The following is a 26,107-nucleotide window of genomic DNA, read 5'->3' as shown; positions in this document are numbered from 1 at the left end:
TCTTCTCTCGCGTTTCCTGTGAGGGCTTAGTTGTGTACGTGCAGGGGCTTGCCGGCCAGGGCGAGCATCGCCTCGCCGACGGCCTCGGACTGGGTCGGGTGCGCGTGGATGAGCTGGGCCACCTCGGAGGGCAGGGCCTCCCAGTTGTAGATGAGCTGCCCCTCGGTGACGAGTTCTCCCATGCGCTTGCCGACCATGTGGACCCCGAGCACCGGGCCGTCCTTCTGGGCGATGATCTTCACGGCGCCCTGGGTCCCCAGGATCTGGCTCTTGGGGTTGCCGCCGAGGTCGTAGACCAGCTCGGTGATCTCCAGGCCCCGCTCCCTGGCGGTGGCCGACGTGATGCCCACCGAGGCCACCTCGGGGTCGGAGTAGGTGATGCGGGGCACCCCGGCGTAGTCGATCGGCACCGGGTCGAGGCCCGCGATGTGCTCGGCGACCAGGATGCCCTCGGCGAAGCCGGCGTGCGCGAGCTGGAGGGTCGGGATCAGGTCGCCGACCGCGTAGACCCCGGGCACGCTGGTGCGGCAGTACCCGTCCACGACGACGGCGCCGCGCTCGATGGCGATCCCGCTCTCCTCGAAGCCCATCCCGGAGGCGACGGCGCCGCGGCCGACCGCCACCAGCAGCAGCTCGGCGTCGAAGGTCTTGCCGCCCTCCAGCGTCACGACGACGCCGGTGTCGGTGGTCTTGACGCTCTCGAAGCGCGTGCCCAGCTCGTACTTGATGCCACGGCGGCGGAAGGCGCGCTCCAGCAGCTTGGAGCTGGACTCCTCCTCCAGCGGCAGCAGGTGGGGGAGCGCCTCGATGATCGTGACCTCGGAGCCGAACGACTTCCAGACGGAGGCGAACTCGACGCCGATGACGCCGCCGCCGAGGACGATCACCGAGGACGGGACGCGCTCCAGCTTCAGCGCGTGGTCGCTGGTGATGACCCGCTGGCCGTCGATCTCCAGGCCGGGGAGCGACTTCGGCACCGAGCCGGTCGCCAGCACGATGTTGTGGCCTTCGACGGCCTGGTCGCCGACGATGACGCGGTTGGCGCCGGCCAGCCGGCCCTCGCCCTCGACGATCGTGACGCCCCTGCTCTTGAGCAGGCCCTGGACGCCCTTCCAGGCGCGGGTGACGATCTTGTCCTTGAAGGAGTGGACGCCGGACATCTCGATGCCCTCGAAGCGGGCCTTGACCCCGACGGTCGCGGCCTCGCGCGTCTCGTCGGCGATCTCCGCCGCGTGCAGGAGCGCCTTTGTGGGGATGCATCCCCGGTGCAGGCACGTGCCGCCGATCTTGTCCTTCTCGATCAGCGCGACGGTCTTGCCTAGCTCGGCCGCTCGCAGGGCGCAGGCGTAGCCGCCGCTACCGCCGCCCAGGACAACGATGTCGAAGGGGCCGCTGCCATCAGCCACTGGAAAGCTCCTTGTCGGATCGGTGGGACCTCACGGCCGGGTCGAGGCCGCTCTCGCGGCGCGCCCGGCCTGCCCAACAGCATCTTTTCACTTGTCGCACGTGTATGTGACGCGCTTGGCCGCCGGCCGGCCCCGGCGGCTCCCCGGCCGCGCGCGTCCCTCGGTCATCATGCCTCGCGTGCCGCCTGGTGGCGCTCGGCCAGTGCCACCAGGGTGCGGGTGATCACGCCGGTGCCGCCCTTGGGGGTGTACCCGTGGGGCGCCTCCTTGTTGAACGCCGGCCCCGCCATGTCCACGTGGGCCCAGCGCACGCCCTCGGGGACGAACTCGCGCAGGAACAGGCCGGCGGCGAGCATGCTGCCGGACCGCTCGGGGTTGAGGTTGGCGATGTCGGCGATCGGGGAGTCCAGGCCCTTGCGGAGCTCCTCGGGCAGCGGCATGCCCCAGGCGGCCTCGCCCTGCGCCACGGCGACGCCGACGACCTCCTCGCGCAGCTCGTCGTCGGAGGCCATGACGCCGCAGGTGCGCCAGCCGAGCGCGACGATCTGGCCGCCGGTCAGGGTGGCCACGTCGATGATGAGGTCGGGGTCGTCCTCGCCGGCGCGGGCGATGCCGTCGGCCAGCACCAGGCGGCCCTCGGCGTCGGTGTCCAGCACCTCGACGGTCTTGCCCGCGTAGGTGGTGAGCACGTCGGAGGGGCGCTGGGCGGTGCCGCTCGGCATGTTCTCCGCCAGGCACAGGTAGCCGACGGCGTTGACGCGCAGCCCGAGCTTGGCGATCGCCAGCAGCGCGCCGAACACCGCGCCGGCGCCGCCCATGTCGGACTTCATCCACGGCATGGAGGCGGACGGCTTCAGCGACAGGCCGCCGGAGTCGAAGGTGATGCCCTTGCCGACGAAGGCCACGGTCGTCTCGGCCGCGGGGTGGGAGTAGCCGAGCCGGACCAGCCGGGGCGGGTTGGCCGAGCCCTGCCCGACGCCGACGATGCCTCCGTAGCCGCCCTCCTTCAGCGCCACCTCGTCCAGGACCTCGACCGACAGGCCGGCCTTGGTGCCGGCCTCCTCGGCGAGCTCGGCGAAGCCGCCGGGCGACAGGTCCGACGGCGGGGTGTTCACCAGGTCGCGGACGAGCGTGACGGACTCGGCCAGTGTCGCGGCCTTGCCCACGGCCTCATCGGCGCCGGAGGCGCCGCTCAGCACGACCAGCTCGCCGACGGCCGCCTTGGCGTCGCCGCCGGTGCGGTAGCGGGTGAAGTCGTAGACGCCGAGGAGGCCGCCGAGGGCCACCGCCTCCGCCTGCTCCGCCGTCGCGGCGGGCAGCGCGAGCGTGGCGCTGGGCGTTCCCGCCAGGGCGCGGGTCGCCACGCCGGCCGCGCGGCGCAGCACTTCGAGGTCGTAGGCGCCGGGCTCATCGGGGGCGTCTCCGAGGCCGACGGCGACGGCCACGGGCGCGGGGACCGCGCCGAACGTCGGGAACTTCGCGACCTCCCCGGGCTTGCCGGTGAAGCCGAGCGAGGTCAGGGTCGCGGCGAGCCCGCCGGTGAGCGCCGCGTCGAGGTCCTCCGCACCCGGCGCGGGACGGAGGCCGTCAGGGGAGGTATTGATGCCGACTACGAGGGCGCCGGTCTCCACCGACCCCGAGTCAAGGGCGTTAAGTCGCACTGTCGTCACGTAGGCCGATGCTAGCCGTGCTTCACGCGTACGCATAAACGAGGGTTCGTCCTACGAATTCCTCACCTGGGAAAACACCGGGCGGGCAGGTTGATCGGCCACATCCTGGACGCTTGGTATCAATGGTGCTAATGTCACTAGCACCATGTTGCTCACACTCGACCTGAACGACCCACGGCCGCTCCACGAGCAGGTGGCGGGAGCCGTCAGGCGCGCCGTCGCCTCGGGGACCGTGCTCCCCGGGCAGCGGCTGCCCTCGGCCCGCGAACTCGCCGACGCGCTCGGGGTCAACGCCAACACGGTGCTGCGCGCCCTGCGCGACCTGCGGGACGAGGGGGTGCTGGAGTTCCGCCGGGGCCGGGGGGTCTCGGTGCTCCGTCCCCCCGACGGGCGCGAGGTCCTGCGGCGCATGGCCCGCGAACTGCTGGACGAGGCGGAGCGATACGGCCACCGTCCCGAAGAAGTGATCGAGATCATCAAGGAGTTGTCATGAGCCACCCGTCGCGGTCGCTCCTGGTGGCCGGCGCGTGGACCGCGACGGTGACCGGGATCCTGGTCGCCGTCCCCCTGCTGCTGCGCGACCGCCTCCCCGAGCCGCTCGCGGCCCACTGGGGGCCGTCGGGGCGGCCCGACCGCTCGTTGCCCTTCTGGGCCTCGTTCTCGCTCTCCCTGGCGGTCTGGGCGCTTCCGGTGGCCATCGCCGTCTGCGCGCACCTGCGCTGGAACGCCCTGCGGCACCGGGCCCACCGCAGGACCCTCGGGATCGTCCTCGGCGCGGGCGCCGCGTTCGCCGTGGGCACGCAGGCGATCACCCTGGCCGCCAACCTCGACCGGCCCGGCTGGCACGAGGCCGGCCCGCTCGGCTGGCGGGCGTTCCTGCTCGTCTTCGCCGCCGCGGCGGCCGGCGGCGCGCTGGGCCGGGCGGCGGGCGGCCCGGGGCCGGACGAGCCGCTGGTCCGCGAGCCGGTGGTCCCGCAGGCCGGGATGCGCCTGCGGCCGGACCGGCGGACGGTGTGGGTGTCCTCCGCCTCCAACGGGTGGGTCACAGGGACGGGCGTCGCGTGCCTGGTGGCCGCGGTCGCGCTGGCCGTCGCCGGCGGCATCGTCGCGGCCGGGGTCGCCCTGGTCGCGGCCGGGGTGCTGGCCGTCGCCGGGCTCGTGGTGCTCTGGGTCTCGACGGCCGGTGTGCGGGTGGGGGACGGCGGCCTGGTCATCGCCTTCGGCCCGTTCCGCCGGCCGAGGCGCACCCTTCCGCTGGCCACGCTCCAGAGCGCGCGGGCCGAGGAGCGCCGCCCCTCGGAGGTCGGCGGCTGGGGGATCAGGGGGCTGGCCGGGAGCGTGACCATCATGATCCGCGCGGGCGAGTGCCTCGTGGTGCGCGACCTGTCCGGGGGCGAGCTGGCCGTCAGCGTCGACGACGCCGCCCACGGCGCCGCGCTCCTGAACGGCCTCATCGCCCGGCGCGCCCCCGTCTCCTGACCCACGGCGCCGGCGCCGCGGCTCACAGGAAGGCGACGCCTTCCTGTCGCAGGGACGGAGGCGCCGGTCCCGCCGCCGGTCACAGGACGGCGGAGCCTTCGCCGCCGCAGGTCACAGGAATGCGGCGCAGACCAGCAGGGCGACGGCGGTGGCGGTCTCGACCAGGGCGCCCAGCACGTCGCCGGTGATCCCCCCGAGCCGCCGCGTGGCGTGCGCCCTGAGCGCCCACGCGGCGCCGAGCCCGGCGAGGACCGCCAGTGGATAGGCCACCGGCGCTCCCGACGCCAGGCCGGCGACCAGGGCCACCGCGACGGCCGCCCCGGTCGCGATGATCGCGTCGCTCTGGCGCACCGTCCCGGCCACCATCGCCCCGAGCCCCTCCGGCCGCGCCGGAGGGACGCCCGTGACGCAGGCCCAGGTCACCGCCAGGCGCCCGGTGACGCACGCGACGGCGAGCGCCGCCGGTCCCGCCTCGGCCGCCGCGGCCACCTGGACCAGCAGCGTGAACACCAGCGCCACCACGCCGAACGGCCCGATGTCGGACCGCTTCATGATCTCCAGCGCGCCCTCGGCCGGCCGCCCGCTCCCGAGGCCGTCCGCCAGGTCGGCGAGCCCGTCCAGGTGCAGGCCCCGGGTCAGCACGGCCAGCGCGCCCACGCCCAGGCCCGCCGCGAGCAGCGGCGCGACCGCGCGGCCGGCGACGGCCATGACCACCGCCGCCGCCACGCCGAGCAGCAGGCCGACCACCGGGGCCAGGGTCATCGCCCGGCCCGCCGTCTCGCGGTCGGCGCGCGGCGTCCCCGCCGGCCAGATGGTGAGCGTGCCGGCGGCCAGGCGCAGCCCGGCGGCGAGCGGCCCCTCCGGGGCCTCCGATGCGGTCATGGCGTTCCGGTTCCTCGGGTGACAGGGGGCGTGGCGGGGTCAGGGCTACGGGGCCGGGCCGCGCCGGTCCGGGTGGGAGCGGGGTCAGATGGGGAGCGGGACGACGCGGCCGGCGACGACGAGGGAGACCTCCTCCGACTCCGCCGCCAGGCGCTGGTTGAGCCGGCCCAGTGCGTCGCGGAACACGCGCCCGCTGGCCGTGGCCGGCACCACGCTGAGCCCGACCTCGTCGCTGACCGCCACCACCTGGGCCCGGGTCTGCCGCCAGGCCGCCACCAGATCGTCGCAGCGCGCCCCGACCGCGTCCAGGGCGGTGCCGAACCGTCCCGGCTTGCGCCCGCGCGGCCGGTCGTGGGCGGGGTCGCCCCAGGCGCCGCACCCGTCGAACACCGCCGCGAGCCAGGTGCCGACCCCGTCGACCAGGAGCGGTCCGGTCTCCGACCGCAGCAGCGCCGCCAGCTCGGTGGTCTCGATGGTCGTCCAGTAGCCCGGGCGCCGCCGCTGGTGGGCCCTGACCCGCGCCGTCCATTCCGCGTCCCCGCGCCCGGTCGGCCCGGTCGCGACGTAGGTGACGTCGGCCTCGGTGATCAGCCGCATCTCCGCCTCGGCCGACTTGCCCGAGCGGGCGCCGCCGAGGACCAGCACCCGCTTGGGCGCGAGCGCCCGCGCGGGGGCGGGCCGGCGCGTGTCCAGGATCGTGCCGTCGTCGACGACCTCGGCCCCCCAGAACGCCAGGCGCCTGCCGAGCTCGGCCTCGGAGGGCAGGCGGTGGTCCAGGTGGATCGCCACCACGTGCGTGCGCGGGGTCACCAGGCCGCGCCGCCGCAGGTCGCCCAGCCGCTCGGGGCGTTCCAGCAGGTCGATGAGCACCAGGTCGTAGGCCTCCTCGGCCCAGCTCGGCGAGGGCGACCCGCAGTCCTGCCCGCCCGGGACGGCGTGCAGGACCCGCCCCCGGTCCGGCCCGCTCACCGCGTACCCGTCGGGGGTGACGGTCATCCGGTACCCCTTGGGCATCGCGGCCGGGGGCGCGAGCGACAGGCCGGCGGGCGGCGCGAGCCTGACGACGTCGTCGAGCACGATGGCGGTGGGCAGGCGGTGGCCGGGGGACAGCCGGCCGCAGGAGGCGCACCCGCACGCGGGCTCGGGCCACCCGTACGGGCCGGCCGTGCCTGAGAGCAGGACCTTCACCACGCCCTGACCGGGAGCGGGGGCTCGGCCGCCGTCGCGAGTCCGGGTCCGGCGGCCGGCGCCGGGAGACGGAGCGTGGGCGGCATGGGGCGGCCTCCATCGTCGAAGGGTCGGGCGGTCCGGTCGCGTCCGGGAGCCGTGCGGGCCCCGCCCGGACACGCTCAGGACAAGATCTGCGGCACACTCCAGGAGATAGGGTCTGCACAGCCTGCTGAGGGCGTTGGGCAAACCCCGCGAAAAGGAGCGTATGGCATGACTTGGCGCTGGCGTTATGAAAATGCTAACGGTGGTGAGGTTACGGACAGCCCTCTTCCGCGCGAGATCTTCCCAAGTCAGGCCGACGCCGAGTCATGGCTCGGAGAGAACTGGCGCTCGCTGCTGAGTTCCGGAGTCGAGCAGGTCGCGCTTCTGGACGACGACAAGGTGGAGTACGGCGGGATGTCCCTGCGTGCCGAGTGACGGCCGGCGCCCCTTGCCGTTTCCCGCCGCCCGGTGACGGAATCCGTCAGGGCGACCGGGAAACGCAAGGGGCCGGCGGACATTACGGCCGCGTCTTTATGGTGACTACGGACGGGTGGCGGGGCTGACCGTCCTCGCGGGGTCCCGGACGACGACCGCGCCGAGCACCTCGTCGATGCGCGCCAGGACGTCGTCGCCGAGCGTCACGCCGGACGCCTTCACGTTGTCGCGCACCTGCTCGGGCCGCGTCGCCCCGACGATGGCCGAGGAGACGTTCGGGTTCGCCAGCACCCAGGCCACCGCGAGCTGCGCCATCGTCAGCCCGAGGTCGGCGGCGATGGGCTTGAGCTCCTGCACCCGGGTGAGCACGTCGTCGTTCAGCAGCGGGGAGATGAAGCCCGACCCTGAGGGGTCGGTGGCCCGCGATCCCTCGGGCGGCGCCTGGCCGGGCAGGTACTTGCCGGTGAGCACGCCCTGGGCGATGGGCGACCACACGATCTGGCCGACCCCCTCCTTCTCGCACAGCGGGACGACCTCGGACTCGATGACCCGCCACAGCATCGAGTACTGCGGCTGGTTGGACACCAGGCGGTCGAAGCCCATCTCCCCGGCGATCCGGAGCGCGTCGGCGATCTGCGAGGCGTTCCACTCGCTGACGCCCACGTACAGCACCTTGCCCTGGCGGACCAGGTCGTTGAAGGCCCGCAGCGTCTCTTCCAGCGGCGTCTCGTTGTCGTAGCGGTGGGCCTGGTAGAGGTCGACGTAGTCGGTCCCGAGGCGCCGCAGCGATCCGTTGATCGCCTCGGTGATGTGCTTGCGGGACAGGCCACGGTCGTTCTGGCCCGCGCCGGTCGGCCAGTAGACCTTGGTGAAGATCTCCAGAGACTCGCGGCGCAGGCCCTTCAGGGCGCGGCCGAGCACCTCTTCGGCCCGGGTGCCCGCGTACACGTCGGCGGTGTCGTAGGTGGTGATCCCCTCGTCGAGGGCCGCCTTCACGCATTCCTTGGCGGCGTCCTCCTCGACCTGGGAGCCATGGGTGATCCAGTTGCCGTAGCTGATCTCGCTGACCTTGAGACCGCTGCGGCCGAGATGACGAAAACGCATGCGCCCGACATTAGCCGCCGCCGGGCGGGCGACGGCTCCCGGGATCGCCGCGCCCGCCGCCGTTTCAGCGCCGGGTCACCTCTTCGGCGGGACGGGCCTGCCGCCGGGGAGCAGCGTCGGGGGCGGGAAGCGCAGGCGGCGGATCTGCATCGCGCGCATGGCCCCGTAGAAGCCGACCCCCTTCAGGCTCTCGCCGGGGAACCGCTCCGCCGCCTCCTTCTTCACCCGCTGGGCGACCCAGAACGAGCTGAGGACCACGACGACGATCATCAGCGGCCACAGGATCGTGATCGCGTAGGAGTAGAGCAGCATGCCGGTCTGGCCGCCGAACATCGGGATCGTCCACAGGATGACCAGCAGGACCAGCGAGACGGGCAGGAAGAACTGGCTGATCGTCCGCCGGCTGTCGACCCAGTCGCGCGCGGCCTTGCGGGCCGGGCCCTTGTCCCGGGCGGGCAGGTAGCGGTCGTCGCCCTTGAGCATGCCCTCGCGCGCGCGTATCCGCTCCGCGGCCTGGCGCTCGCGGGCCTGCTTGTAGGCCTCTTTGCGGTTGGTGGGGGCGGTCACCGGCTGGCGGCGGCGGCCTTGCGCCTCACGGCGAGTGGGGGTTGGGCGGCCCTTTCCCGAGTTTTTGGCCTGCGTCACTGAAGAGGAGGAGGGCGAGTCATCCACGGGGGCCTGAGTACGACGTCGGAACACGACGCCAGCCTACCGGGGGTGCAACTTAATGACGCCCTCGTGCGTTATGCGTAGGGTGGACCTAGGCGACTTTGCCGCGATAATCGGGGGCTGACGATGAGTGAGCAGCCTATGGAGTTGCGAGGCGGCGCGAGGGAGCATGGATGCCAGCGCAGCGAGCATACGGCCGGCGAGCGTCGCAGCGAGCGGAAGCATAGGCACAGCACTACCTAAGAAGGGGACGGCCAACGCGCATGAGCGTGATGAAGAGACTTTCCTTGATCTTCAAGTCCAAGGCCAACAAGGCCTTGGACAAGATGGAAGATCCGCGCGAGACCCTCGACTACTCCTATCAGCGGCAGCTCGAGCTTCTGCAGAAGGTACGCCGGGGCGTGGCCGACGTCGCCACCTCGCGCAAGCGGGTGGAGCTGCAGATCAACCAGATCGAGCAGCAGTCGTCCCGGCTTGAGGACCAGGGCCGCAAGGCACTCGGCGTGGGGCGTGAGGACCTGGCCCGCGAGGCGCTCAGCCGGCGGTCCTCGCTGCAGACCCAGATCGCCGACCTGCGCACCCAGCACAACAACCTCCAGGGCGAGGAGGAGAAGCTGACCCTCGCCAGCCAGCGTCTCCAGGCCAAGGTCGACTCCTTCCGCCACAAGAAGGAGACCATCAAGGCCACCTACACCGCCGCCGAGGCGCAGACCCGCATCAACGAGGCCTTCTCCGGCATCTCCGAGGAGATGGGCGACGTGGGCCTGGCGATCCAGCGGGCCGAGGACAAGACCGCGCAGATGCAGGCACGTGCCGGCGCCATCGACGAGCTGCTCGCCAGCGGCGCGCTCGACGACTTCAGCGGCTCGCGTCCCGACGACATCCAGGCCGAGCTCGACCGCATGGGCGGCGGCAGCGACGTCGAGCTGGAGCTCGCCCGCATGAAGGCCGAGCTGGGCCAGGGACCGGCGCCGCGTGACGCGATCGAGGCGGGCCAGCCCGGTCAGCAGCAGCCCGCTCCTCAGCAGCCGGGCCAGCCGACCCAGCAGTACCGCCGTCCGGGGGAGGGCCTGTGATCGTCCGGATCATGGGAGAGGGCCAGGTCGAGATCGCCGAGGGCGACATCGACGTGCTCAACTCCCTCGACTCCGAGCTGGAGGCCGCCATCGAGACCGATGACGAGGCCCAGTTCCGCTCGAAGCTGCACGCGCTGCTCGACAAGGTGCGCCAGATCGGCAAACCGCTGCCCGACGACGCGCTGGAGCCCTCCGAGCTCATTTTGCCGCCGGCCGACGCTTCGATCGACGAAGTGAGGGGCATGCTTGGCGATTCAGGCCTGATACCAGGCTAGTTTGGATATATGACACAAACCCGGTATGCCCCCGACCGGGGTCTGACCGTGCGCATGGTCGTGACCATGTTCCTCTTGGGCCTGCTGTACGTCGTGTTCGTGGGCATCCTGATCGCGGTGGGGGTCCAGGCGGTCGTCGTGCTCGTCCTCGCCGGGGGCCTCCTGCTGGTGCAGTACTTCTTCTCCGACAAGATCGCGTTGTTCGCGATGCACGGTCGGGAGGTCTCCCCGCAGGAGGCGCCGGAGCTGCACGGACTGGTGGACCGGCTGAGCGCCCTGGCCGACTCGCCGAAGCCCCGGGTGGCCATCGCCGACAGCGACGTCCCCAACGCCTTCGCCACCGGGCGCAACCAGAAGAACTCCGTGGTCTGCGTGACCACCGGCCTGCTGCGGCGGCTCGACCCGCTGGAGCTGGAGGGCGTCATCGCCCACGAGATGTCCCACGTCGCCCACCGCGACGTCGCGGTGATGACCATCGCCTCCTTCCTCGGCATCGTCGCCGGCCTGATGACCCGCTTCGCCCTGTACTCCGGGCTCGGCCGCGACCGGGGCAACAACAACGGCCCCCCGATCGGGCTCATCATCATGCTGGTCTCGATCGTGGTGTACGCGATCAGCTTCCTGCTCACCCGCGCGCTGTCGCGCTACCGCGAGCTGTCGGCCGACCGGGCCGGCGCCCTGCTCACCGGGCGGCCCTCGGCCCTGGCGAGCGCCCTGGTCAAGGTGACGGGGGAGATGTCCCGCATCCCCACCCGCGACCTGCGCGAGGCCCAGCCGTTCAACGCCTTCTTCTTCGCCCCCGCCCTGTCGGGCGGGCGTGCCGGGGCGAGCATCTCCGCCCTGTTCGCCACCCACCCGCCGCTGGAGCGGCGGCTGGAGCAGCTCAACGTGATCTCGGCCCAGCTCGGCCGGGGGGCCTGAGCCCGATGGGGTGGCTGGACTCCCTCCTCGGCCGCACCAAGCCCGTCAAGCCCAACCTCGACACCCTGTTCGCGCTGCCGTCGGCCGCGGTGACGCTGGAGGCCGCGACCGGGTTCGTCCCGACGGGCCTCGGCTCGGTCTGCTTCCGCGCCGCCGAGGGCGGCGCGTTCGCCCTCCTGGAGCGCGACATCACCGCCCTGCTCGGGGACGCCGAGGTCGAGCAGTCCTCCGACTCCTTCGGCTACACCTGGCTGGTGGTCCACCGCCCGCCCGACGACGTCAGCGACCTGGTCACCGACCTGCACGGCGTCAACTCCTCGCTGGAGGCCGCCGGGTTCGGCCCGTCCCTGCTGTGCTCGCTGGTCACCTTCGCCGACCCCTCGGGCCGCCGCCTGGCGGTGGTCTACCTGTACAAGCAGGGCACGTTCTTCCCGTTCGTCCCCCTGCCCGGCCAGCACCGCGACAACGCCCTGGAACTGCAGGTGCGCGGCGCCATCGGCGGCGAACTGCCGATCGAGCCCGACCTGTCGCGGTGGTTCCCCGTCTGGGGCGCCCCCGGCCTGTGACCTGCACGAAGGCGATCACTCAGGTCTTTTCCCACCCTTAGTCAGGCGAACGACCGGGTATACCCCCCGCGAGATCATCTCCGGGGGGAGACCAGGTGGCGATGACCGAGCCCGGCCGCGTCGTGACGGCCGGGGAAGCGCGGGACGGGGGCCGGTTCCGTGCCCTGGTGCCGCGCGTGGCGTCGGTGTGCATGGCGGTGGCCGCCCTGTACTCGGCGGTGATCGCCGTGCTCCCGCCCGTGCGGCACCTGCTCGGGCCGGTCACCCGGTTCGTCGAGCTGACGGTCTTCCCCGTCGAGCCGAACCTCGGCTACGCGGTGTTCCTCGGGATCCTCGCGGGCGCCCTGGCCCGCCGCAAGCGCGCCGCGTACTGGGTGCTGCTGGTCATCTTCGCGCTGCTGGTGCTCGGGAACCTCGCCGTGGTCCTGTCCGCCTCGGTCTGGCCCGACCTGGTCGAGGAGTTCGCCCTGACCGGCGAGGTGGTCGCCTCCGAGGTCGACCTGGTGGTGACGGCCGTCGTCCTCGGCGTCCTGTCCGCCGCGCACGACGAGTTCCTCGCGCCGACCCGGCGCGCGTCGTTCCGCAAGGCCCTGCTCACCCTCGGCGGGCTGCTCGCGGTGTCCTTCGGGGCCGGCTGCGCGCTGGTGACGCTGTTCCCCGGGACGCTGCGGACGCCCGACCACGTGCCCTGGGCGCTGGAGCGCGCGCTCGGCGGGGTGGCGACCCTCGACTTCTACCGCTCCGGACGCCCGCCGTCGTGGGTGAACTTCGCCATCGGGCTGCTCAGCGCCGTCGCGGTGCTCGTCGCCTTCGCCGTGCTGTTCCGCTCCCAGCGGGCCGGGGCCGAGCTGCCCGCCGAGAGCGAGGCGCGCGTCAGGGCGCTGGCGGAGGCCTACGGCGCGCGCGACTCGCTGGCCTACTTCGCCACCCGGCGCGACCGCTCCGTGGTCTTCTCGCCCAGCGGCAAGGCGGCGGTCTCCTACCGGGTGGTGGCGGGGGTGTGCCTGGCCGGGGGAGACCCCGTCGGGGACGTCGAGGCGTGGGGGCCTGCCATCCGGGCCTGGCTCGCGGAGGCCCGCCGCTACGGCTGGGCGCCCGCGGCGCTCGGCCCGAGCGAGGCGGCGGCCCACGCCTACGCGCGGGCCGGGCTGCGCGTGCTGGAGCTCGGCGACGAGGCCGTGATCGACGCCGGCGCGTTCGGCCTGTCGGGCAGGGAGATGCGCGGGGTGCGGCAGGCGGTCAACCGGGTGACGCGCGCCGGGTTCACCCTGCGGATCCGGCGGCACGCCGACCTGTCGCCCGAGGAGATGCGGCACGTCACCGAGCGCGCCGCCGCCTGGCGCGGCACGCGGGCCGAACGGGGCTTCTCTATGGCGCTCGGACGGCTCGGCGACCCGGCGGACGGTTCCTGCGTGCTGGTGGAGGCCCTGGACGCCACCGGGCGGCTGACGGCGCTGCTGTCGTTCGTGCCCTGGGGCGAGGACGGCCTCTCGCTGGACCTGATGCGGCGCGATCGCGACTCCGACAACGGCCTGATGGAGTTCATGGTCGCCGGGATGGCCGCCGAGGCGGGCGACTTCGGCGTGAAGCAGATCTCGCTCAACTTCGCCATGTTCCGCTCGGTGTTCGAGGGCGGCGCGCGGCTCGGCGCGGGCCCGGTGCTGCGCCTGTGGCGCCGGACGCTGGTGTTCCTGTCGCGGTGGTGGCAGCTTGAGTCGCTGTACCGGGCCAACGCCAAGTACCACCCGCGCTGGGTGCCGCGCTTCCTCGCCTTCGACGACACCCGTGACCTGCCCAAGGTGGGCCTCGCCTCGGTGGTCGCCGAGGGGTTCCTGACCGCGCCCGCCCTGCGGTCCCTGGTGCGCCGGGGGCGGCGCGGCGCCGGCCCGCGCGCGGCCGGGCGGGTCCCTTCCTGACGAGGCCCGATCGGCCGGTGGCGGCGCGGGTCACGCTACGAATACGGCTTGGGGCCGAAGGTGAAGACTTCCTCCAGAGCACGCCACAATGGGTTGAAATTTGGCCTTAAGTGGGGTGACGGAGGGGGAGCCATGTCGAACCCGGTGCCGCTGCGGCCGGGCGACCCGGTGCGTGTGGGGGGCTACGAGCTCACCGCGCGGCTCGGGGAGGGCGGTCAGGGGGTCGTCTACCTGGGCCGTTCGCCGGCCGGCGTCACCGTGGCGGTGAAACTGCTCCGCTCCGACCTCACCCAGAACGAGGAGGCGCTCTCCCGGTTCGTGCGCGAGGTCTCGACGGCCGAGCGCGTCGCGACCTTCTGCACCGCGCAGGTGATCGAGACCGGGGTGGCCGACCACCGGCCCTTCATCGTCAGCGAGTACATCGACGGCCCGACCCTCGACGCGGTCGTCGAGAGCGAGGGGCCGAGGCGCGGCGCCGCCCTGCACCGGCTGGCGATCGGCACCGTGACCGCGCTGGTCGCGATCCACCAGGCCGGCATCGTGCACCGCGACTTCAAGCCCTCCAACGTGCTGCTGGGCAACGACGGGCCGCGCGTCATCGACTTCGGCATCGCCAAGGCGCTCGACCGGTCCTCCACCCTGACCTCGGTCGTCGTCGGCACCCCCGCTTACATGACCCCCGAGCAGCTCGGCGGCGAGCAGGCGGGCCCGGCCGCCGACATGTTCGCCTGGGCCGGCACGATGATCTTCGCGGCCACCGGCGACGCCCCCTTCGGCACCGACAGCCTGCCCGCCGTCTTCCACCGCATCATGAGCGTGGAACCCGACCTCAGCGCCCTTGAGGAGCCCCTGCGGGGCATCGTGGGCGCCTGCCTGGCCAAGGACCCCTCCGCGCGGCCCGCGGCCGGAGAGGTGCTCATGCGCCTCCTGGGGCACGGCACCGCCACCGCCCCGCCCGCCGCGATCATGGCCGAGGGCTCGGCCGTGGCGCAGGCCGCCCCCGGCGCCGTCCCGCCCGCCCCCGAGCGGGCGAGGCCCTCCGCGGCGCACTCCACGGCGCCCCCGCCGTCGCGCGGCCCGGCCCCGCCGGCCGAGGACCCGACGCTCCGGTGGCGGCAGGATCCCGCCCGGCGGGCCGCCCCGCCGCCCCCGCCCCCCGCGCCGTACGCGGCGAACGCCCAGCCACTGCCCCAGGCCTACGCCGGGCAGCCGGACCCGGGGTGGCAGCGGGCACCGTCCCAAGGGTGGCAGGGGCGGCCGCCGTGGGCCGGCGGCGACCAGGGCGCCGGCACGGGCGGGACCGTGCCCACGCTCGGCGGGCCCGGCCGCCGCAGCCGCGTCCCGCTGGTCGTCGCCGCGGTGGCCGTGGTGGCGCTGCTCATCGGCGGCGGCACCTACGTGTACGTGCAGTCGGGGAACGACGGGCGGCTGGTGGCCGGGCCCAGCGGCGGCCCCGGGACCCCGGCACCGGGCGCGACGCCCTCAGGGCCGGGATCGACCCCGGACGCCGGCCGCACCGGCACACCGCCGCCCGAGGCCACCAGGAGCATCGACCTGCCGGGGAGCTCGATCACGATCCAGGAGAACGACCTGGACCCGATCAAGCTCACCTTCTACAGCCTCGACTACGGCAAGCGCGTCTACCTGCGGGGCGACGGGAAGAACTCCTTCGCCCCGACCAAGAAGTACTTCGAGTACACCGTCAGCGCCGACGGCAGGCGGGCGCTCGGCACCGACACCGTCTACACCACCGACAGCTTCTCCACGGTGTCGCTCGTCGACCGGGTCACCGGCACGTCCACGCTGATCAGGATGGCCGAGGCGCCGCTGTTCCCGACGTTCCCCCAGTGGTCGCCGGACGGCACCCGGGTGCTGGTCACCATCAACGAGGCCGTCGGCGACACCACCAAGGGGTACGGCTACGCGATCATCGACGTGGCCAGGAGGAAGGGCAAGGTCGTCCACGTCAAGGAGAAGGACGTCGGGCGCTGGAGCTACTTCTGGCGCGGCGACGGCCGGGCCGTCGGCACCTGGGCGCTCAAGGGCGGCACGCAACGCATCCGGTTCTACGACCTGGGGGGGACGGTGCTGCAGACCCTGCTCAAGGTGGGCGACCCGCTCACCGTCGAGGGCGACGACGTCTCCCCGTCGGGGACGCACTTCATCACCACCTGCTCCGGCGTGCACGGCCGGATCTGCGTGTGGACGACCGAGGGCCGCGAGACGGCCAGGATCGCCTTCCCGACCGACCGGCTCATCGGCTGGTACGACGACCAGCACATCGCGGGGTGGCGCAGGAAGGGCGAGGACTACGAGGCCGTGGTCGTCGACTTCCAGGGCAACGCCTCACGCGTGCTCGCCACGGCCAAGGCGGCGGAGTACAAGAAGGGGTACCTGCGCTACACCCGGGGAACCTGAGCAATTGGTCAAGTTCCGGCCGCCTGCGGGCAGGGGTCGCGGACGCGGTGCCCGCGTGGTGGTGGCATGTCCCCATGACCAAGAAGAGCCTGGTGCCGGCGGCCATCGCCATCGTCCTCGTGGCAGCGCAGGCCGGGCCCGCGCTCGCGGCGTCCGGACCTCCCCCTAAGGCGTCCGGCCACACCGCGGGGCCCGCGTGGCTGACGCCCGGCGACACGGCGGAGCTCGTCGTCGTCGGGCGCGGCAGCGTCCAGACCACACCCGACGTGATGCGCCTCAACGTGGGCGTGGAGACGCGGCGGGCCCGTGCGGGAGAGGCGTTCGCGGCCGTCAAGGAGGCCGCGGCCAAGCTGACCGACGCCCTGGTGACCGCGGGGGTGGCGCGGTGGGACCTGAAGACCAACGACCTGTCGCTCGTGGCCGAGTACGACAAGTACCCCAAGGTCGTCGGGTACCGCGCCTCGCAGGGCCTGGAGGCCCAGGTCCGCGACCTGTCCAAGGCGGACGCGGTCGTGGACGCGGTGGCCGCGGTGGGGGACGAGGCGCGGCTGAACGGGATCTCGTTCGAGATCTCCCGGGAGGAGGCCCTGGTCAAGCGGGCCCGCGCGGTGGCCTACAAGGACGCGCGCGCCAAGGCCGAGCAGTACGCCGCGCTCGTGGGCCGCACCCTGGGCAGGGTGACGAAGCTGGAGGAGGAGAGCGACTCCTCGCCCTCGCGCCTGGCCGCCTTCGGCGAGAAGGCGGGCATCAGCCCCGGCCACGGGTCGGTCACCGTGGCCGTCCGCGTCGTGTACGAAATGGTCTGAGGCCCCGGCGGCGCGACCGGGCCGGGTGGGTCCTAGGGCAGGGCGAGCATGCGGTCCAGGGCGATCTTGGCCCAGCGGGTGGTCTCCGGGTCCACGGTGATCTGGTTGACCACCTCGCCGGCGGCCAGCGACTCAAGGGCCCACACCAGGTGCGGCAGGTCGATGCGGTTCATCGTGGAGCAGTAGCAGACCGTCCGGTCCAGGAAGGTCACGGTCTTGTCGGGGTGCCGGGCGGCCAGCCGCTTGACCAGGTTGAGCTCGGTCCCGACGGCCCACGCCGACCCGGCCGGGGCCTCGTCCAGCATCTTGATGATGTACTCGGTGGACCCGACGTGGTCGGCCTTGGTGACCACCTCGTGCTTGCACTCGGGGTGCACCAGCACCTTGACGCCGGGGACCCGGTCGCGGACCTCGTCCACGCACTCGGGGCTGAACCGGCCGTGCACCGAGCAGTGCCCGCGCCACAGGATCACCTTGGCGTCCTTGAGCTGCCGGTCGGTGAGGCCGCCGTTCGGGCGGTGCGGGTTGTAGACCACGCAGTCGTCCAGGGAGAAGCCCATCTCCAGGACCGCGGTGTTGCGGCCGAGGTGCTGGTCGGGCAGGAACAGCACCTTGCGGTCACCGGCCGCCTTCTCCGGCCCCTCGGGGCCCTGGTCGAACGCCCAGGTGAGGGCCCTGCGGGCGTTGGAGGACGTGCACACCGCGCCGCCGTTGCGCCCGCAGAACGCCTTGATGTCGGCCGAGGAGTTCATGTAGGTGACCGGGACGGTGATGTCGGCCAGGCCGAGGTCGGTCAGGACCTCCCAGGCCTCCTCGACCTGGTCGAAGGTCGCCATGTCGGCCATGGAACAGCCGGCCGCGAGGTCGGGGAGCACCACCCGCTGGTCGTCGCCGGTCAGGATGTCGGCCGACTCGGCCATGAAGTGGACCCCGCAGAAGACGATGTACTCCGCCTCGGGGCGCGCCGCCGCCTCGCGGGCGAGCTTGAAGGAGTCTCCGGTCACGTCGGCGAACTGGATGACCTCGTCGCGCTGGTAGTGGTGGCCGAGGACGAACACCCTCTCGCCGAGGGCCGCCTTGGCCCGTACGGCCCGGGCGACCAGCTCAGGGTCGGACGCGGAGGGCAGCTCACCGGGGCAGTCGACGCCGCGCTCGCTGTGCGTGTCGACGCCCTGGCCGAGGACGAAGAGCGGGAGGCCGGTCTCTGTGGTGGTCACGGCTGCAACACCTCTTAGGGGACTTATCGTCTAGTTGACGACTAATCATTACACACGGGGGCCGGATGGTATTCCCGGGGGGTCGGGCAGGACCGCTCCGTGAGACAGGAATGTGTGACGGGGCCAAGCTGTTGGTAGCGTCTAAGTGAGACCTCACACCAAGGCCTTCGTCCCCGAGGGGCGTTGGGGCAGACGGGGAGTCAACAAATGACCGTTGAGAGCAGCGAGACCACGCAGCAGCAGCAGGGCCTGCTCCTGACCGACGCGGCGGCCGGCAAGGTGCGCAGCCTGCTGGAGCAGCAGGGCGAGGAGGGCCTCCAGCTCCGCGTGGCCGTACAGCCCGGCGGATGTTCCGGCCTGCGCTACCAGCTCTTCTTCGACGACCGGTCGATGGACGGGGACGTCGTCTCCGACTTCGGCGGCGTCAGCGTGGTCACCGACCGGATGAGCGCCCCCTACCTCACGGGCGCCACGGTGGACTTCGTGGACACCATCGAGAAGCAGGGCTTCACGATCGACAACCCGAACGCCACGGGGTCCTGCGCCTGCGGCGACTCGTTCAACTAGGCGTGCCCGTCCGGCCCCGCTCGCGGACCATCCGCGAGGCGGGGTGTCGGCATGCCCGGCCATGGTCCGCCCGGCACGGGTGATCGGGCCGCCCGCCAGGGAGTCCTAGGGGTCCGCCCCGCGCGCCCGGCGTCGGCGCAGGTGAGAAGAATCACCCTCCGCCGCCCCCGGAGCCGCCCCGGACACATGGAGATCACGAACGGGCCGCACGGCTCCTCCGGCCCGCCTCCGGTGGCGTATTGTTGGCGAGCCATCGATGGCTGACAACGAGGAGAGCGACAGTGCGCATCGCCGTCACCGGCTCCATCGCGACCGACCACCTGATGACCTTCCCGGGCAGTTTCGGGGACCAGCTCATCGCCGAGCAGCTCGATCGCGTGTCACTGTCCTTCCTGGTCGACGACCTGCAGATCCGGCGGGGCGGCGTCGCGGCCAACATCAGCTTCGGCATGGGATGCCTCGGCCTGACCCCCGTCCTGGTGGGCTCGGTCGGCACCGACTTCGCCGACTACCGCTCGTGGCTGGAGCGCCACGGCGTCGACTGCGAGTCGGTCCGGATCTCCGAACTGCGGCACACCGCCCGGTTCCTGTGCACCACCGACGAGCACCACAACCAGATCGCCTCCTTCTACACCGGGGCGATGTCGGAGGCCCGGGAGATCGAGCTCCAGCCGGTCGCCGACCGCGTCGGCGGCCTCGACCTGGTCCTGATCAGCCCGAACGACCCCGACGCCATGATCCGCCACACCGAGGAGTGCCGCGAGCGCGGCATCCCGTTCGGGGCCGACTGCTCCCAGCAGCTCGCCCGCATGGACGGCGAGGAGATCCGCAAGCTCGTCGACGGCGCCGCCTACCTGTTCACCAACGACTACGAGAAGGCGCTCGTCGAGCAGAAGACCGGCTGGTCCGACGAGGAGGTGCTGTCCCGGGTCGGCGTGCGGGTGACCACCCTCGGCCCCAAGGGCGCGCGCATCGACCGCCAGGGCGAGCCGTCCCTGCACATCCCCCCGACGCCCGAGCTGGCCAAGGTGGACCCGACCGGCGTCGGCGACGCCTTCCGCGCCGGCTTCCTGTCGGGGCTCGCCTGGGGCCTGTCCCTGGAGCGCTGCGGGCAGCTCGGCAACCTCACCGCGACCTACGTCCTCGAGCACGTCGGCGGCCAGGAGTACGAGCTCGGCCGGCAGGCCTTCCTCGAGCGGTTCGCCTCCGCCTACGGCGCCTCCGCCGCCGCGGAGATCGAGGCGCGCGTCGAGTGCCGCTACCCCTGATCCGCTGATCCGCGCCGGAGCCGCCCGTACCCCACGGGCGGCCTCCCGGCCGTGAATCGCGCCAGGGAGGCCCGGTACGCCCGTGGACCACACCCGTGGACGCCGGTCAGTAGTTGCGCCTGACGTGGATCGCCCAGCCGCCCTGGGGCAGCTCGTGGGTCCCCACGTGGTGGTGGGACTTCAGCCGGCACCACGCGGGCACGTCGGTGAACGCGGCCGGGTCGTCGGCCAGCACCGACACGACGGCGTTGAGCGGCACCGAGTTGATCTGCTCGGCCAGCATGATGATCGGGATCGGGCACTTGCGCCCGAGCGCGTCGATCGTCAGCGCGGGTGCGGGCGGCGGCGCCTCCCCGGCCTCGGGCCTGCGCATGCCTGCCATCACGATCCCACCCTCGCTCCAGCGACCTCGGCGCGCGGCCTCATCCGGCGCGCCCTGAACCGGCGTCCCTCACGACGACCGGACCCCCACGCTCTCGCGGATGCGCCGGACGATGCCAGGGAGGACGGACAGGAACCGGTCGACGTCCGCCCCGGAAGCGCCCCTGGGCAGCGACACCCTGACGTTCCCATGCGTGAGCACTCCCATCGCCTCCAGCACGTGTGAGGGGCGCAGCGTACTGGCCGAGCACGAACTGCCGGAGGACACGGCAAAGCCGACTCTATCCAACTCGGTCAATATTGCCTCACCTGCCACGTAAAGGCAGGAGAACGTGACTATGTGGGGCGCGCGGTCCACCGGCTCGCCGACCACCTCCACGTCCGGCACCAGCCGGGGCACCTCGGCGCGGATGCGGTCCACGAGCGCCGACAGCCGCGCGTTCTCCTCCGCCGCCTCCACGATCCGGGCCCGCAGCGCCGCCACGGCCGCCACGGCGGCGGGGACGTTCTCGAAACCGGGCACCCGGCGCCGTTCCCGCTCGTCCTCCGGCAGCGGGGACCGCCACCGGGTGCCCTTGCGCACGACGAGCAGCCCCACCCCGGCCGGGCCGCCCCACTTGTGGGCGCTGCCCGCCAGCACCGACCACCCCGGCGGCACCGGCAGCCGCCCCAGCGTCTGCGCGGCGTCGACCAGCAGGGGGACCCCGGCGGCCCGGCACGCCTCGGCGGCCTCCGCGACGGGCTGCAGGGTGCCGACCTCGTGGTTGGCCGTCTGCAGGCACGCCAGCGCCGTGCCCTCCACGGCCACGGCCGCCGCGTACTCGGCGGGGTCGACCCGCCCGGTGAGCCCGACGCCGACGACCTCGACGGTGCCGCCCTCCCGCTCGTGCGCGGCCCCGGCCGCCAGGACGCTGGAGTGCTCGACGGCCCCGGTCACCATCCGGCGCCCGGCGCGCCGGCGGCCCAGCAGCGTCCCGAGCACCCCCAGGTGGACGGCCTGGGTGCCCGAGGAGGTGAACGACACCTCGTCCGGCCGGGCCCCGATCGCCTCGGCCGCCTCGGCCCGCGCCCGCTCCAGCAGCAGGCGGGAGCGCCGCGCCGCGCCGTACAGCCGGGCCGGGTCGGCGGCCCCCGCGTCCAGCGCCGTGATCAGCGCCTCGCGGGCGGCGGGGTGCAGGGGTTCGGTCGATGCCGCGTCGAAGTACGCCACGCGTTCATGGTCGCACCCGCGCCCCGGCGCGCCCCGGCGGGGCGGCCGGGCACCGGAACCCCGCGACCGGCGGCATCCGCGCGCCACCGGGAAGGGGCCGGGAAGGAGGGCGGCCCCAGTGCGCGCTAATGTGTCCCCCAGCGTGACGTGAGACAACCAAGAGCGCGAATATCGTGAATCTGGAAACGACCGCCCAGGAGGGGGACTCTTGGGCTTCAACTGTGGGGTAGGCGATCCGTGAGTCCGACCCGCCGTTCTACACGGCGACCGTTGGCCCGCCGCAAGGCGCCACGCGCCGCCGCCTTGGCGGCGCTGGTGGTGTCCCTGACGGCGTGTGAAGGCGTTGGCACGTGGTCTCGTGCCGGAATGCCCGACGGCGTCACCAAGGAGGCCGGCATCGTCCAGAATCTCTGGAACGGTGCCTGGATCGCCTCCCTTGCCGTCGGTGTCGTCGTCTGGGGCCTGATCCTGTGGGCCTGCGCGTTCCACCGCCGGCGCAAGAACACCACCGAGGCGCTGCCGCCCCAGGTGCGGTACAACCTGCCGATCGAGATCCTCTACACCACGGTGCCGATCATCATGGTCGCGGTGTTCTTCTACTTCACCGCGCGTGACGAGAACGCCATCACCGCGGTGTCGGCGAATCCCGACGTGAAGGTCAAGGTCGAGGGCTTCCAGTGGAGCTGGCGCTTCACCAGCCAGGTCGGCGGCAAGACCGTCAGCGTGGTGGGCACGCCCGCGCAGAAGCCGCAGCTCGTGCTGCCGCTCAACAAGAAGGTGCAGTTCGACCTGGTCTCGCAGGACGTCAACCACTCCTTCTGGGTGCCCGCGTTCCTGTTCAAGCGTGACGTCATCCCCGGCGTGAAGAACGTCTTCGAGATCAACACGATCGACAAGGCCGGTGTCTTCGCCGGGCGCTGCGCGGAGCTGTGCGGCGTGGACCACAGCCGCATGCTCTTCACGGTGAAGCTCGTGCCCCAGGCCGAGTACGACCAGTACATCGCCAGCCAGGCGGGGAGTGCCAAATGACCGCCGTCGCGGAACCCACCAACCAGCCGGCGGCTCTCGCGCGGCGCGCCCGCAAGGGCACGATCATCGCCAAGTGGGCCTCGTCGACCGACCACAAGGTGATCGGGCACCTGTACCTGATCACCTCGTTCGTGTTCTTCCTGATCGGCGGCGTCATGGCGCTGATCATGCGGGCCGAGCTGGCCCAGCCGGGGCTGGAGTTCGTCAGCAACGAGCAGTTCAACCAGCTGTTCACCATGCACGGCACGATCATGCTGCTGATGTTCGCGACCCCGCTGTTCGCGGGCTTCGCCAACGAGCTGATGCCGCTGCAGATCGGCGCCCCCGACGTCGCCTTCCCCCGGCTGAACATGGTGAGCTACTGGCTCTACCTGTTCGGCAGCATGATCGCCGTCTCCGGGTTCTTCACCCCCGACGGCGCCGCCGCTTTCGGCTGGACCGCCTACACGCCCCTGTCGGACGCGGTGTCGTCCCCGGGTCTCGGCGGCGACCTGTGGATCATGGGCCTGTCGATGTCCGGCATCGGCACGATCCTCGGCGCGGTCAACTTCATCACCACGATCATCACGATGCGCGCCCCCGGCATGACGATGTTCCGCATGCCGATCTTCACCTGGAACATCCTGCTCACCAGCATCCTGGTGCTGCTGGCCTTCCCGGTGCTGGCCGCCGCGCTGCTCGCGCTGGAGGCCGACCGCCATCTCGGGGCGCACATCTTCGACTCCTCGACCGGCGGGGCGATGTTGTGGCAGCACCTGTTCTGGTTCTTCGGCCATCCCGAGGTCTACATCATCGCGTTGCCGTTCTTCGGCATCATCACCGAGGTCCTGCCGGTCTTCAGCCGTAAGCCGATCTTCGGCTACATCAGCCTCGTCGGCGCGACGATCGCGATCGCGGGCCTGTCGGCGGCGGTGTGGGCGCACCACATGTTCGTGACCGGCCAGGTCCTGCTGCCGTTCTTCTCGTTCATGACCTTCCTCATCGCCGTGCCGACCGGGGTGAAGTTCTTCAACTGGATCGGCACGATGTGGCGGGGCCACCTGTCGTTCGAGGCGCCGATGCTCTTCGCGGTCGGCTTCCTGGTCACCTTCCTGTTCGGCGGCCTGACCGGCATCATCCTGGCCTCGCCGCCGCTGGACTTCCAGGTCAGCGACTCCTACTTCGTCGTGGCCCACTTCCACTACGTGGTCTTCGGCACCGTCGTGTTCGCGATGTTCGCCGGGTTCTACTTCTGGTGGCCGAAGTTCACCGGGAAGATGCTGAACGACACGCTCGGCAAGTGGCACTTCTGGACGCTGTTCATCGGCTTCCACACCACGTTCCTGGTCCAGCACTGGCTCGGCGCCGAGGGCTTCCCCCGCCGCTACGCCGACTACTCGGCGGCCGACGGCTTCACCAACCTGAACGTGGTCTCCTCGGTCGGGGCCTTCATCCTGGGCGCCTCGACGCTGCCGTTCCTGTACAACGTGTGGCGTACGGCGCGGAGCGCGCCGAAGGTCACCGTGGACGACCCGTGGGGCTTCGGCAACTCCCTCGAATGGGCCACCTCGTGCCCGCCGCCCCGGCACAACTTCACCAAGCTGCCGCGGATCCGGTCGGAGCGACCCGCCTTCGACCTGCACAACCCGCACCGGCTCGCCGAGCCGGTCAAGGCGCTGGAGGCGGACCGATGAAGGTACAGGGCTGGATGTTCCTGCTCTGCGGCGTCTTCTTCGCCGCGGTCGACCTCGTCTACTGGTTCTGGTCCAAGGAGCCGACCGGCACCACCGCGCTGGCGATCTCCGTCGGCCTGGCCCTGATGATCGGCTACTACCTGCTCTTCACCGCCCGCCGCATCGGCGAGCAGCCCGAGGACAGGAAGGACGCCGAGATCAGCGACGGCGCCGGCGAGCTGGGCTTCTTCAGCCCGTCGAGCTGGTGGCCGCTGTTCGTGTGCCTCGCGGTCGCCTTCATGACCGTCGGGTTCATCATCGGCTGGTGGATGTTCCTGATCGGCGTGTTCGGCGTGGTCATGGGCGCCATCGGGTTCGTCTTCCAGTACTACCGGGGACACTTCTCCCACTGACGGCACGCGAGGGGCCGGTCGCCGAAGGGCGGCCGGCCCCTTTCGCGTTCCCGGATGCCCTGGCCACCCGGGGGACCCGCGTGTTCCGTCAAGGGACCGTCGGTCACTCGCGTGGCTTTTTTGCTGGTCGTTTCGTCCTTTCTCCTTCGGCAGAGGTACACGACACGCAGTAACCGGGTAATAACTCACAAGGAGTGATCCGTCGGAGCGGGGGAGACGTAACGTGAGACACGTCGAGATCCGGGTGGTCGCCCTTGGGGCGGGGGCAGTGGCCCTGCTGCTCGCAAGCGGTTGTGCGGGCTCCAGCACCGAGCAAGGAGAAGGAACCTCTGGTTCACGGTCCGGAGTGGCCGTGAACGTCTCTCCGGCCAACGGAGCGACCCAGGTGGCACCTGAGCTGCCCGTCATGGTCGGAGCCGTCAACGGCGCTCTCAGGAGCGTCACGGTGCGCGCCAGGTCCAAGGACACGCCGGTCGCGGGCGTGCTCAGCGCGGACCGCACCCAATGGCGCAGCAAGCGGGCGATGGCCCCGGGGGAGACCTACCAGGTCGACGTCGTCGCCGTGGACCCCTCCGGCCGGACGGCCAGCGCCACCAGCGAGTTCTCCACCGTCAAGGCCGCCCAGCTCTTCGCGATCGACAAGATCCTGCCCAACAAGGAGGACACCGGGCTCACCGTCGGCGTCGGCATGCCGATCATGCTGACCTTCGACCACCCGGTCACCGACCGCGTGTCGGTGGAGCGCAACCTCATGGTCGAGAGCTCCAAACCGGTCGAGGGCGCCTGGCACTGGTTCGACGACAAGTCGGTGTCCTTCCGGCCCAAGAAGTGGTGGCCGGCCCACACCAAGGTCAAACTCGTCGCCCAGCTCGCCGGCGTGCGCGGCGGCCCCGGCATGTACGGCGGCAAGGACTACGTGCGCGACTTCGAGATCGGCCGGTCGCAGATCAGCCACGCCGACACCGTGTCGCACCAGATGACGGTCAAGCGCGACGGCGAGACCGTGCGCACCGTCCCGCTCAGCGCCGGGCAGGGCGGCGACTGGCGGCACTACACGACCAACGGCATCCACCTGGCCATGTCCCGCGAGGACGTCACCACCATGACCTCGCCCGACGCCGGGCCCGGCAGCGCCGGCTACTACAGCCTCACGGTGTACGACACCGTCCGGATCTCCGACAGCGGCGAGTACATCCACGGCGCCCCCTGGTCGGTCGGCTCCCAGGGCAACTCCAACGTCAGCCACGGCTGCGTGAACGTCAGCCCCGAGAACGCCCGCTGGTTCAAGGAGGTCACGCTGATCGGCGACCCGATCATCGTGAGCGGCACCCCGCGGCACCTGGACCCGACCAACGGGTGGGGCCACTGGCAGGAGAGCTGGCCGGAGTGGCTGCGGTGGAGCGGGCTGCGGTCGGGGTTCACCACCGAGGCGCTGTCGGTGGTCACGCCCGCCGACCACACCACCACCAAGGACGAGGCCAAGAAGAAGAAGGTCACCTCCTGAACCTCCTGAACCTCCTGAGGCCGGACGCGGA

At 72.0% G+C, this 26,107-nt stretch carries 25 protein-coding genes; 16 read left to right on the top strand and 9 right to left on the bottom strand.

All coding sequences use genetic code 11. The features are described 5' to 3' along the window. Positions 1–26: 26 nt before the first annotated feature. Positions 27–1,406, bottom strand: coding sequence for a dihydrolipoyl dehydrogenase (gene lpdA / locus NYZ98_RS26265; RefSeq protein ID WP_262845995.1), 1,380 nt, complete (start codon positions 1,404–1,406; stop codon positions 27–29). 167 nt (positions 1,407–1,573) lie between these two features. Then, positions 1,574–3,112, bottom strand: a complete 1,539-nt coding sequence (locus NYZ98_RS26260; protein WP_380708311.1) for a leucyl aminopeptidase — start codon at positions 3,110–3,112, stop codon at positions 1,574–1,576. A gap of 109 nt (positions 3,113–3,221) precedes the next feature. On the opposite strand from NYZ98_RS26260, the gene NYZ98_RS26255 reads away from it, so the two are divergent. Next, the gene (locus NYZ98_RS26255; protein WP_262845993.1) at positions 3,222–3,569 is read left to right on the top strand and encodes a GntR family transcriptional regulator; all 348 of its coding nucleotides are present in this window, start codon (positions 3,222–3,224) and stop codon (positions 3,567–3,569) included. Then, the gene (locus tag NYZ98_RS26250; protein WP_262845991.1) at positions 3,566–4,555 is read left to right on the top strand and encodes a DUF1648 domain-containing protein; all 990 of its coding nucleotides are present in this window, start codon (positions 3,566–3,568) and stop codon (positions 4,553–4,555) included. Before NYZ98_RS26255 ends, NYZ98_RS26250 begins: the two co-directional genes overlap by 4 nt. 111 nt (positions 4,556–4,666) lie before the next feature. On the opposite strand, the gene NYZ98_RS26245 is transcribed toward NYZ98_RS26250, so the two are convergent. Both NYZ98_RS26245 and NYZ98_RS26240 read right to left on the bottom strand, forming a co-directional pair. Further along, on the bottom strand, positions 4,667–5,437 hold the full coding sequence (locus NYZ98_RS26245) for an adenosylcobinamide-GDP ribazoletransferase (RefSeq protein ID WP_262845989.1): 771 nt from the start codon (positions 5,435–5,437) through the stop codon (positions 4,667–4,669). Between the two features lie 84 nt (positions 5,438–5,521). Then, positions 5,522–6,628, bottom strand: a complete 1,107-nt coding sequence (locus NYZ98_RS26240; protein WP_262845987.1) for a bifunctional adenosylcobinamide kinase/adenosylcobinamide-phosphate guanylyltransferase — start codon at positions 6,626–6,628, stop codon at positions 5,522–5,524. Between the two features lie 249 nt (positions 6,629–6,877). On the opposite strand from NYZ98_RS26240, the gene NYZ98_RS26235 reads away from it, so the two are divergent. Then, complete coding sequence (locus tag NYZ98_RS26235; protein WP_262845985.1) at positions 6,878–7,084, top strand: hypothetical protein; 207 nt, start codon at positions 6,878–6,880, stop codon at positions 7,082–7,084. A gap of 105 nt (positions 7,085–7,189) precedes the next feature. On the opposite strand, the gene NYZ98_RS26230 is transcribed toward NYZ98_RS26235, so the two are convergent. Together NYZ98_RS26230 and NYZ98_RS26225 are read right to left on the bottom strand one after the other, a co-directional pair. Then, positions 7,190–8,188 carry an aldo/keto reductase family protein gene (locus NYZ98_RS26230; protein WP_262845983.1) on the bottom strand — a complete coding sequence of 333 codons (999 nt, stop codon included), beginning with the start codon at positions 8,186–8,188 and terminating at the stop codon, positions 7,190–7,192. A 75-nt stretch (positions 8,189–8,263) separates the two neighbouring features. Continuing rightward, on the bottom strand, positions 8,264–8,755 hold the full coding sequence (locus tag NYZ98_RS26225; RefSeq protein WP_380708305.1) for a DUF3043 domain-containing protein: 492 nt from the start codon (positions 8,753–8,755) through the stop codon (positions 8,264–8,266). 365 nt (positions 8,756–9,120) lie between these two features. Between NYZ98_RS26225 and NYZ98_RS26220 the strand changes: the two genes are divergently transcribed. The 7 genes from NYZ98_RS26220 (at position 9,121) to NYZ98_RS26190 (ending at position 16,835) form a co-directional block, all read left to right on the top strand. Further along, on the top strand, positions 9,121–9,933 hold the full coding sequence (locus NYZ98_RS26220) for a PspA/IM30 family protein (protein WP_262845979.1): 813 nt from the start codon (positions 9,121–9,123) through the stop codon (positions 9,931–9,933). Further along, positions 9,930–10,208 carry a PspA-associated protein PspAA gene (gene pspAA / locus NYZ98_RS26215; RefSeq protein WP_262845977.1) on the top strand — a complete coding sequence of 93 codons (279 nt, stop codon included), beginning with the start codon at positions 9,930–9,932 and terminating at the stop codon, positions 10,206–10,208. The genes NYZ98_RS26220 and pspAA overlap by 4 nt, the downstream gene beginning before the upstream one ends. A gap of 9 nt (positions 10,209–10,217) precedes the next feature. Further along, complete coding sequence (htpX, locus tag NYZ98_RS26210) at positions 10,218–11,129, top strand: zinc metalloprotease HtpX (RefSeq protein WP_262845975.1); 912 nt, start codon at positions 10,218–10,220, stop codon at positions 11,127–11,129. A 5-nt stretch (positions 11,130–11,134) separates the two neighbouring features. Then, a complete protein-coding gene (pspAB, locus tag NYZ98_RS26205; protein ID WP_262845973.1) occupies positions 11,135–11,695 on the top strand; it encodes a PspA-associated protein PspAB in 561 nt (186 codons plus the stop codon). A gap of 101 nt (positions 11,696–11,796) precedes the next feature. After that, the gene (locus NYZ98_RS26200; RefSeq protein WP_262846052.1) at positions 11,797–13,611 is read left to right on the top strand and encodes a phosphatidylglycerol lysyltransferase domain-containing protein; all 1,815 of its coding nucleotides are present in this window, start codon (positions 11,797–11,799) and stop codon (positions 13,609–13,611) included. Between the two features lie 132 nt (positions 13,612–13,743). After that, positions 13,744–16,029 (top strand): serine/threonine-protein kinase, encoded by a 2,286-nt coding sequence (locus NYZ98_RS26195; RefSeq protein ID WP_262845971.1) that lies wholly within the window; start codon positions 13,744–13,746, stop codon positions 16,027–16,029. 74 nt (positions 16,030–16,103) lie between these two features. Beyond that, positions 16,104–16,835 carry an SIMPL domain-containing protein gene (locus NYZ98_RS26190; protein ID WP_262845969.1) on the top strand — a complete coding sequence of 244 codons (732 nt, stop codon included), beginning with the start codon at positions 16,104–16,106 and terminating at the stop codon, positions 16,833–16,835. 32 nt (positions 16,836–16,867) lie between these two features. Here the strand turns inward: NYZ98_RS26190 and nadA are convergent, their stop codons facing one another. Next, positions 16,868–18,052, bottom strand: a complete 1,185-nt coding sequence (nadA, locus tag NYZ98_RS26185; RefSeq protein ID WP_262845968.1) for a quinolinate synthase NadA — start codon at positions 18,050–18,052, stop codon at positions 16,868–16,870. Between the two features lie 207 nt (positions 18,053–18,259). Between nadA and NYZ98_RS26180 the strand changes: the two genes are divergently transcribed. After that, positions 18,260–18,619, top strand: coding sequence for a HesB/IscA family protein (locus tag NYZ98_RS26180; RefSeq protein ID WP_262845967.1), 360 nt, complete (start codon positions 18,260–18,262; stop codon positions 18,617–18,619). A 281-nt stretch (positions 18,620–18,900) separates the two neighbouring features. Next, on the top strand, positions 18,901–19,887 hold the full coding sequence (locus NYZ98_RS26175; RefSeq protein ID WP_262845965.1) for a carbohydrate kinase family protein: 987 nt from the start codon (positions 18,901–18,903) through the stop codon (positions 19,885–19,887). 106 nt (positions 19,888–19,993) lie between these two features. Here NYZ98_RS26175 and NYZ98_RS26170 read toward each other — a convergent pair whose 3' ends face one another. Beyond that, a complete protein-coding gene (locus NYZ98_RS26170; RefSeq protein ID WP_262846050.1) occupies positions 19,994–20,269 on the bottom strand; it encodes a sulfurtransferase TusA family protein in 276 nt (91 codons plus the stop codon). Positions 20,270–20,338: 69 nt separating this feature from the next. Beyond that, positions 20,339–21,478, bottom strand: coding sequence for a cysteine desulfurase family protein (locus tag NYZ98_RS26165; protein ID WP_262845963.1), 1,140 nt, complete (start codon positions 21,476–21,478; stop codon positions 20,339–20,341). A gap of 237 nt (positions 21,479–21,715) precedes the next feature. Between NYZ98_RS26165 and ctaC the strand changes: the two genes are divergently transcribed. From ctaC to NYZ98_RS26145, 4 genes are all read left to right on the top strand, one after another. Further along, positions 21,716–22,507 (top strand): aa3-type cytochrome oxidase subunit II, encoded by a 792-nt coding sequence (gene ctaC / locus NYZ98_RS26160; RefSeq protein WP_456115257.1) that lies wholly within the window; start codon positions 21,716–21,718, stop codon positions 22,505–22,507. Beyond that, complete coding sequence (ctaD, locus tag NYZ98_RS26155) at positions 22,504–24,180, top strand: aa3-type cytochrome oxidase subunit I (protein ID WP_262845959.1); 1,677 nt, start codon at positions 22,504–22,506, stop codon at positions 24,178–24,180. The genes ctaC and ctaD overlap by 4 nt, the downstream gene beginning before the upstream one ends. Further along, a complete protein-coding gene (locus NYZ98_RS26150; protein WP_262845957.1) occupies positions 24,177–24,572 on the top strand; it encodes a cytochrome c oxidase subunit 4 in 396 nt (131 codons plus the stop codon). The genes ctaD and NYZ98_RS26150 overlap by 4 nt, the downstream gene beginning before the upstream one ends. A gap of 352 nt (positions 24,573–24,924) precedes the next feature. Continuing rightward, positions 24,925–26,076 (top strand): L,D-transpeptidase, encoded by a 1,152-nt coding sequence (locus NYZ98_RS26145; protein WP_262845955.1) that lies wholly within the window; start codon positions 24,925–24,927, stop codon positions 26,074–26,076. The last annotated feature ends 31 nt before the right edge of the window (positions 26,077–26,107 follow it).

This window comes from Sphaerisporangium corydalis, from assembly GCF_025506355.1.
GTDB classification, from domain to species: domain Bacteria; phylum Actinomycetota; class Actinomycetes; order Streptosporangiales; family Streptosporangiaceae; genus Sphaerisporangium; species Sphaerisporangium corydalis.
Note: the sequence above shows the minus strand (reverse complement) of the source record. Positions and strands in the feature narration are given on the sequence as shown.

Coding starts and splice junctions, on each gene's coding strand:
- NYZ98_RS26255 (WP_262845993.1), top strand. CDS start 3,222: ATGTTGCTCACACTCGACCTGAACGACCCACGGCCGCTCCACGAGCAG.
- NYZ98_RS26230 (WP_262845983.1), bottom strand. CDS start 8,188: ATGCGTTTTCGTCATCTCGGCCGCAGCGGTCTCAAGGTCAGCGAGATC.
- pspAB (WP_262845973.1), top strand. CDS start 11,135: ATGGGGTGGCTGGACTCCCTCCTCGGCCGCACCAAGCCCGTCAAGCCC.
- NYZ98_RS26235 (WP_262845985.1), top strand. CDS start 6,878: ATGACTTGGCGCTGGCGTTATGAAAATGCTAACGGTGGTGAGGTTACG.
- NYZ98_RS26195 (WP_262845971.1), top strand. CDS start 13,744: ATGTCGAACCCGGTGCCGCTGCGGCCGGGCGACCCGGTGCGTGTGGGG.
- ctaD (WP_262845959.1), top strand. CDS start 22,504: ATGACCGCCGTCGCGGAACCCACCAACCAGCCGGCGGCTCTCGCGCGG.
- NYZ98_RS26245 (WP_262845989.1), bottom strand. CDS start 5,437: ATGACCGCATCGGAGGCCCCGGAGGGGCCGCTCGCCGCCGGGCTGCGC.
- NYZ98_RS26200 (WP_262846052.1), top strand. CDS start 11,797: ATGACCGAGCCCGGCCGCGTCGTGACGGCCGGGGAAGCGCGGGACGGG.
- NYZ98_RS26220 (WP_262845979.1), top strand. CDS start 9,121: ATGAGCGTGATGAAGAGACTTTCCTTGATCTTCAAGTCCAAGGCCAAC.
- NYZ98_RS26260 (WP_380708311.1), bottom strand. CDS start 3,112: ATGCGTACGCGTGAAGCACGGCTAGCATCGGCCTACGTGACGACAGTG.
- NYZ98_RS26180 (WP_262845967.1), top strand. CDS start 18,260: ATGACCGTTGAGAGCAGCGAGACCACGCAGCAGCAGCAGGGCCTGCTC.
- NYZ98_RS26190 (WP_262845969.1), top strand. CDS start 16,104: ATGACCAAGAAGAGCCTGGTGCCGGCGGCCATCGCCATCGTCCTCGTG.
- NYZ98_RS26170 (WP_262846050.1), bottom strand. CDS start 20,269: ATGGCAGGCATGCGCAGGCCCGAGGCCGGGGAGGCGCCGCCGCCCGCA.
- NYZ98_RS26150 (WP_262845957.1), top strand. CDS start 24,177: ATGAAGGTACAGGGCTGGATGTTCCTGCTCTGCGGCGTCTTCTTCGCC.
- htpX (WP_262845975.1), top strand. CDS start 10,218: ATGACACAAACCCGGTATGCCCCCGACCGGGGTCTGACCGTGCGCATG.
- NYZ98_RS26250 (WP_262845991.1), top strand. CDS start 3,566: ATGAGCCACCCGTCGCGGTCGCTCCTGGTGGCCGGCGCGTGGACCGCG.